The organism is Pseudonocardia pini, from assembly GCF_013870575.1.
Taxonomy (GTDB): Bacteria; Actinomycetota; Actinomycetes; order Mycobacteriales; family Pseudonocardiaceae; genus Pseudonocardia; species Pseudonocardia pini.
On record NZ_JACBXB010000294.1, the window covers coordinates 1 to 6,306 of the forward strand.

The following is a 6,306-nucleotide window of genomic DNA, read 5'->3' on the forward strand; positions in this document are numbered from 1 at the left end:
AGCACCTGGGACGCGAAGCCCACGGTGAGGCCCGCCAGCACGAGGATCTGGATGTCGCTGAGCTCGGTGAGCGTGACCCGGGACTTGGCCAGCACCAGCACCGCGGAGATCACGGCCGCCGAGGCCACGCCGCCGGGGATCCGGAAGGCGATCGCGCAGCTCAGCACGGCGCCGGAGGTCCAGATCGAGCCCATCCCGGGCGCCGACGCGTCGAGCTGGGTGTCGGTGACGATCAGCGGGGTGGTGAGCATGACCCCCGCGGAGACGACGAGGTCGGCGACCGCGAAGGGCGCCCGCAGGTCCCGGCTGCTGGTCAGGAAGGCGCGGGCGAGCACCGCGGTCCACGCGACCATCACGGCGAGGACCACACCGGCGCCGACCGGCGAGGCGTACTCGCGGAAGTGGAAGGCGGACACGCCGATCACGGTGAGCAGGGTGAGCACCCGGTACACCACGGCGCCGCGCCAGAGCGGCTCGAGCGGATGGTCCACGTCGATCAGTGTGCCCGGAGGGGTCAAGACGGGCGCCGGGCGGAGCATGCGCCCAGTCTCACCCCCGCCCCGGCCCCGCGGCTCCGCAGAACTACCGAGGCTTGGTGCCGCTGATCAGGGCGTTGTAGAACCACTGCCGCGGCACGACGTGGGACAGCACCGCGTCGAGCGCGGAGAGCCGCTGCCAGCCGTGGTAGGCGAACATCGCCCAGTTCCAGCCCAGCTTCCCGGGCGGGACGGCGGCCTCGAAGGTCCGCACCGGCCAGCCCAGCATCGCCGCCGTGAGCTCCTCGGTGGTGGCCTTCGCGTCCCGCGCGCCCGCCCGCGACGCCATCCGCTCCAGCTCGGCGGGGTCGAACGTGTGGATGTCCACGACCGCCTCGAGCGCGGCGGCGCGGCTGGACTCGTCCAGCTCGGACTGCGGACGGCGCCAGCCCCGCAGCGGCGGGAGCCTGGTGATCGTGGTCGCGGCCTTCCACGTCAGCTGGGAGAGCCTGCGGGCGTAGGCGTCGCCGATCGTCGTCGGCTCGCCGGCGAACACGAACCGGCCGCCCGGCTTGAGCACCCGGAGCACCTCGCGGAACGCCTGCTCGACGTCCGGGATGTGGTGCAGCACCGCATGTCCGACGACGAGGTCGAACGTGTCCGCCGGGTACGGGATGGTCTCGGCGTCGGCCACCGTGCCGTCGACGGGCAGGCCGAGGTGTTCGGCGTTGCGCAGCGCGGCCTGCACCATCCCCGGCGAGAGGTCCGTGACGCTGCCGCGCGAGGCGACCCCGGCCTGCATCAGGTTGAGCAGGAAGAACCCGGTCCCGGAGCCGAGCTCCAGCGCGTGCCCGTACGGCCGCCCGTCCCACGCCGTCGCGAGCCGGAAGCGGCCCGCGGCGTAGTCGATGCAGCGCTCGTCGTAGCTGATCGACCACTTCTCGTCGTAGGTCCCGGCCTCCCAGTCGTGGTAGAGCACGTTGGCCAGCTTGGGGTCCTTCCATGCGGCCTCGACCTGCTCGGCGGTCGCGTGGGGCTGTGCCGGGGAAGAGGGCGGCGCCTGGTCCGTGCTCATGTGCTCCGACCCTAGTGTCCGGCATGGTCACCGGGACAGGAACCGGATCACCGCCATCACGCGGCGGTGGTCGACGGAGTTGGCCTCCAGGCCGAGGTCGTCGTAGATCCGGGAGGCGTGCTGCACCACGGACTTCTCGGCGATGCCGAGCCGGGCGGCGATCGCCGCGTTGGTGCGGCCCTGGGCGATCAGCTCCAGTACCTCCCGCTGGCGGGGGGTGAGCCGCTCGAGGTCACCGTGCTTGTGGGCGGCCCGGTCCATCATGACCCGCACGACGTCCGGGTCGAGCACCGTGCCGCCGGACCCGACCTGCTCGACGTCGTCGACGAACCGACGCACCTCGCCGATGCGTTCCTTGAGCAGGTACCCCACCCCCGACGGGTTCGTCCCGATGAGCTCGAGGGCGTAGCGGCGCTGCACGAACTGGGAGAGGACCACCACCCCGGCGCCGGGCACCGTGCGCCGGATCCGGATCGCCGCCGTCAGCCCGTCGTCCGCGCGGCCGGGTGGCATCCGGATGTCGGTCACGACGACGTCGGGGCGCTCCCGTTCGGCCAGCTCCACCAGGTCGACCGCGTCGGCCGCGGTCCCGACGACCTCGAACCCGGCCCGTTCCAGGACCAGCACGAGTCCCTCCCGGAGCAGGGTCTCGTCCTCCGCGACGATCAGGCGCACGGCAGCCGCACCCTCAGCCGGGTGCCGCCACCCGGCGGGCTGACCAGCTCGAAGTGCCCCTCGAGGACGTCGACGCGGTCGCGCACCCCGCGCAGGCCCGCCCCGGTCGGGGCGGCGGAGCCGACGCCGTCGTCCGCGAAGTCGAGCAGGAGGGTGTCCCCCGCCCGCTCCACGCGGACCGTGATCGCGGAGGCACGGGAGTGCTTGACCGCGTTGGCCGTCGCCTCGGCGAGGATGAGGTAGGCCCCGGTCGACACGGCCGCGGGGAGCTCGGCGGAGGATCCGCGCCAGTCCGCCTCCACCGGGATCGGGCAGCGGTCCAGGAGGTCCTCCGCCGCGGCGAACAGCCCCCGCTCGAGCAGCAGGGCGGGCATGACGCCGTGCACGAGCCTGCGCAGCTCGCGGATGGCCTCGGTGAGCTCCTCGCGCAACGCCTCGGCGTCCTGGCGGAGCTCCGCGTCCAGGCCGGGGGCGGCGCCCAGCGTGCCTGCGCGCAGCGTGGCGAGCACGAGCCTGCTCTGCAGCAGGTCGTGCAGGTCCTGGGCGAAGCGGCGGCGCTCCTCGTCGGCCACCTGGACCAGGCGCGAGCGGGACTCCAGCAGCTCCCGGCGGCGCGCGAGCAGCTCCACGGTCAGCCGTTCGCGTTCCAACGCCAGCGCGACCACGCGCCCGGCCTGCTGCACCGGCCACGGGTCGGCGATCAGCGCGTCGTCGTAGGCGATGACGGCGACCGCGCCGTGCGCGGCGTCGACGGAGACGGTCGAGCCGAACCGCTCGGGTACGGCGTCCCGGCCGCCCGCGTCGAGCAGCCGCCCGTCGGGGCCGGAGGGGAAGTACAGCTCCAGGGACTCGTCGCCGAGCACCGCGGCGAGGGCGTCTCGCACCGGTGGCCGACCGTCGTCGACGGAGCCCAGCCACAGCCCCAGCTCCTCGAGCGGCGCGGTGCGGGCGAACCCGCCGTGCAGGAGCCCGATCGCGAACACGAACGGCACCACGGCGAGGGCGGCGAGCTGCAGGAGGAACAACGCCGGCGCGGACAGGCCCGCGAGGGGGGCCAGCACGAGTGCCGAGAACGGGATGAAGGCGAGCACGGCCGCGGCGCTTGTGGAGCTCGCGGTCCAGCTCGGCGAGGGTGCGGCAGGGGTCGGTGGCCGTCTCGACCTGCTCGGCCTGCAGCTCCCCGGTCAGCTCACCGCCGCCTCGGCGCAGCACCGTGGCGGCGACCGCGCGCGGCTCGCCGCTGTCCGGGTCCACCAGCAGGAACTCCTCCTCGACACCCACCGACCTGGTCGTCACCGGGGCAGTATGGCGCTCCCGAGTGGCCGCCACCGGACGTCGAATGTACGTTCGAGTCATGACGGATCGCGACAGCCAGGACACCACCGAGACCCCCGCGGCGAAGGACCCTGCCGACTGGACGACCGGCGACGAGCCGATCACGGGTCCGCAGCGCTCCTACCTCGAGACGCTCGCGCAGCAGGCCGGGCAGGAGGCCCCCGAGAACCTCGACGGGCTCACGAAGGCCGAGGCCTCCCGTCGGATCGACGAGCTGCAGCAGGCCGCCGGGCGCGGCTGATCGAGCCGGTCGCTACCCCCGATTGGGGGAGCCCGATTGCGGGTACCTCACGGTGTACAGGTCACCTCGACGAAGCGGAGCCTCACGTGATCATCCTCGGCCTCATCCTGCTGGTGGTCGGCTTCCTGACCGGCCTCTCCCTGCTCTACTACATCGGCGGCATCCTGCTGGTCATCGGCCTGGTGCTGTTGGTGCTCGGCCGCACGGGTCGCCCGGTCGGTGGTCGCAAGGTCTGGTTCTAGCCCGTCCGGGCCTCCCCGCCACCGAGCGTCATCCGGTGGCGGGGAGCCCGCGGGCAACCGCGTCAGTCCTCCGGATCGGGGGTCGTGTCCTTGCGCCACTGCTCGACCAACGTGGCCTTGAACCGGTTGTTGGTCGGCACCTCGATGCCCTTCTCCTCCGCCCAGTCCCGCACCTGCTGCCGCTGCTCGGCGGTCAGCGCCGTGGAGGTCGAGCGCTTCGGCTGCGACCGCCCGGCACCCGGGAGGTTCGGGACCGAGGCCTCCACCCGGCCCGCGTCGACGTACGGGCGGAGCTTGTCCAGCAGCTTCTTGTACTCCGGCCCCGCCAGATCGATCTCGATCCGCATCTGGTCGACGTGCACGACGTGGGACTCGACGTCCCCCTCCACCCCGGAGATGTCGCAGTACCGGATCTCGCGTACACCCATGGTCAGACCTCCTCGGCCGACTGCGACGAACCGCCGCGACGGGACTTCGGCGCAGCCTTCGCCTGCTGCTTCGGGGACTCCTTCGACGACCGGGCCGCCTTGCGCAACGACGCCAGCGTCTGCCCCGCCAACGCCTTCGACGCCACCGAGTCCCCGATCTGCCGGGGGGTCATGTGCCCGCGCCCGGACGGGGCGAGATAGATCTCGCCGTTCGGACCGTTCCGGTACTCGAGCGTCGACGCCACTCGATGGAACCGGGTCTGCCCGCGCCTGCGCACGCCCTCCCACCGCTCCACCCGGACCGCGAGGTCGCAGCAGGTGCACACGAGACGGCGCAGGAACAGCCCCTCGTCGTCGACCTCGGTGAAGTGGATCCCCGCCTGGCGGATCGTCGGGAACAGGTGACGACCCCGTTCGCGACACGCCAACACCTCGTCGGACACCCGGTCGACGTACAGGTCGACGTCCTCGTCCGAGGCCCGGATGTAGCCGGCGTCCTCCTGCTGCTCACCTTGGATCGACCTCGCCGCGGTCGATCCGACCTCATCCGCCACGTCGGTGACTCCTCTCGTTCTTCCGCAGAAGATAACGTCCCCGGCGAACCTCGGTGACCTCCGCCGGCACACTGGGGCCGCCACCGCGGCCCGGTCGTCCCCCACCGGACCGGGGAACCGATCCGCGGGGGTCCTCCGGAGCAGGAGTCCGATGTCCCCCCTCCCCGAGCCCCAGGCGGTCACCGCCCCGTTGAGCACCGCCGCCCTGGTCCTGGTCGGCGTGGTCCCCGAGGATCCCGCCGCCTGCACCACCGTGCGCGAGCTCTGCGCCGACCTGCCCGGCCTGGTGCGGTCCGTCGGGTTCCGTGAGCCCGCGGCCGAGCTCTCCTGCGTGATCGGGTTCGGTGCCGAGGTCTGGCCCCGGTTGTTCGGCGCACCCGCTCCCGCCGAGCTGCATCCGTTCACGGCCCTGGACGGGGTGCACTCGGCGCCGTCGACGCCCGGCGACGTCTTCCTCCACCTCCGCGCCACCCGCCCCGACCTCTGCTTCGAGCTCGCCACCCAGGTGCTCGCCCGGCTCGGCGAGGCCCTGCGGCCGGAGGTCGAGGTCCAGGGGTTCCGCTACTTCGACAACCGCGACCTGCTCGGCTTCGTCGACGGGACCGAGAACCCCACCGGCCCGGCCGTCGCCCGCGCCGCGCTGGTCCCCGAGGGCGAGCACGCGGGTGGCAGCTACGCGATCGTGCAGAAGTACCTGCACGACCTGCCCGCCTGGAACGCCCTCGACGCGGCCGCCCAGGAACGGGTCATCGGGCGGCGCAAGCTGGACAACGTCGAGATCGACGACGCCGACCTCCCCACCTCCGCGCACCGCCTGCTGACCACCGTCACGGGCCCGGACGGCGAGGAGCTGCAGATCGTGCGGGACAACATGCCCTTCGGCAGCCCCGCCGCGGGCGAGTTCGGCACGCTGTTCCTCGGCTACGCCGCCGATCCCGCCGTCACCGAGACCATGCTGCGCAACATGTTCCTCGGCGACCCGCCCGGCAACCACGACCGCATCCTGGACTTCTCGCGGGCCGTCACCGGTGGCCTGTTCTTCGCCCCCTCCGTCCCCGCCCTGGAAGCCCTCGCCGACTCGGCGCCCGCGGTGTCCACGCCGGACACCCCGGCGGCCCCCGGGTCGGACCTGGGGATCGGGTCGCTCCGACCCTGACCGCGCCGCCTCGGGTGACGTACCCCAGACCCATGACCGGTACCGCTACTTTCGGGCCGATGATATAAAGGTCAGGCCAAAACCGGCCAGGCCGTCCGGGTCCATCTCATCGCCGAGGAAGGGG

The 6,306-nt window shown here is 72.8% G+C and carries 9 protein-coding genes and 1 pseudogene; 3 read left to right on the forward strand and 7 right to left on the reverse strand.

Annotated features, from left to right (window positions below):
- The 5 genes and pseudogenes from H5J29_RS17280 to H5J29_RS36590 all read right to left on the reverse strand — a co-directional run.
- The coding region (locus tag H5J29_RS17280) for a DUF5931 domain-containing protein (protein ID WP_312858279.1) at positions 1-491 on the reverse strand (491 nt) is incomplete at its 3' end.
- Positions 492-582: 91 nt separating this feature from the next.
- Positions 583-1,551: a class I SAM-dependent methyltransferase gene (locus H5J29_RS17285; protein WP_181781984.1), complete on the reverse strand. Its 969-nt coding sequence runs from the start codon at positions 1,549-1,551 to the stop codon at positions 583-585.
- A gap of 27 nt (positions 1,552-1,578) precedes the next feature.
- Positions 1,579-2,226: a response regulator transcription factor gene (locus H5J29_RS17290; protein ID WP_181781991.1), complete on the reverse strand. Its 648-nt coding sequence runs from the start codon at positions 2,224-2,226 to the stop codon at positions 1,579-1,581.
- The gene (locus tag H5J29_RS36250; RefSeq protein WP_181781985.1) at positions 2,217-3,317 is read right to left on the reverse strand and encodes a sensor histidine kinase; all 1,101 of its coding nucleotides are present in this window, start codon (positions 3,315-3,317) and stop codon (positions 2,217-2,219) included. The genes H5J29_RS17290 and H5J29_RS36250 overlap by 10 nt, the downstream gene beginning before the upstream one ends.
- 52 nt (positions 3,318-3,369) lie before the next feature.
- Positions 3,370-3,582: pseudogene (locus H5J29_RS36590) on the reverse strand (hypothetical protein); the annotation flags it as partial.
- On the opposite strand from H5J29_RS36590, the gene H5J29_RS17305 reads away from it, so the two are divergent.
- Positions 3,581-3,802 carry a DUF3072 domain-containing protein gene (locus H5J29_RS17305; RefSeq protein ID WP_181781986.1) on the forward strand — a complete coding sequence of 74 codons (222 nt, stop codon included), beginning with the start codon at positions 3,581-3,583 and terminating at the stop codon, positions 3,800-3,802. The pseudogene H5J29_RS36590 and the gene H5J29_RS17305 overlap by 2 nt on opposite strands.
- 86 nt (positions 3,803-3,888) lie before the next feature.
- Positions 3,889-4,044 carry a hypothetical protein gene (locus H5J29_RS17310; RefSeq protein WP_181781987.1) on the forward strand — a complete coding sequence of 52 codons (156 nt, stop codon included), beginning with the start codon at positions 3,889-3,891 and terminating at the stop codon, positions 4,042-4,044.
- Positions 4,045-4,106: 62 nt separating this feature from the next.
- Here H5J29_RS17310 and H5J29_RS17315 read toward each other — a convergent pair whose 3' ends face one another.
- Entirely contained in the window at positions 4,107-4,472 is a 366-nt protein-coding gene (locus H5J29_RS17315) for an Lsr2 dimerization domain-containing protein (RefSeq protein WP_181781988.1), read from the reverse strand.
- A 2-nt stretch (positions 4,473-4,474) separates the two neighbouring features.
- Positions 4,475-5,026, reverse strand: coding sequence for a hypothetical protein (locus tag H5J29_RS17320; protein ID WP_181781989.1), 552 nt, complete (start codon positions 5,024-5,026; stop codon positions 4,475-4,477).
- A 151-nt stretch (positions 5,027-5,177) separates the two neighbouring features.
- Here H5J29_RS17320 and H5J29_RS17325 point away from each other — a divergent pair, with 151 nt between their 5' ends.
- The gene (locus tag H5J29_RS17325) at positions 5,178-6,182 is read left to right on the forward strand and encodes a Dyp-type peroxidase (protein ID WP_181781990.1); all 1,005 of its coding nucleotides are present in this window, start codon (positions 5,178-5,180) and stop codon (positions 6,180-6,182) included.
- Positions 6,183-6,306: the final 124 nt, after the last annotated feature.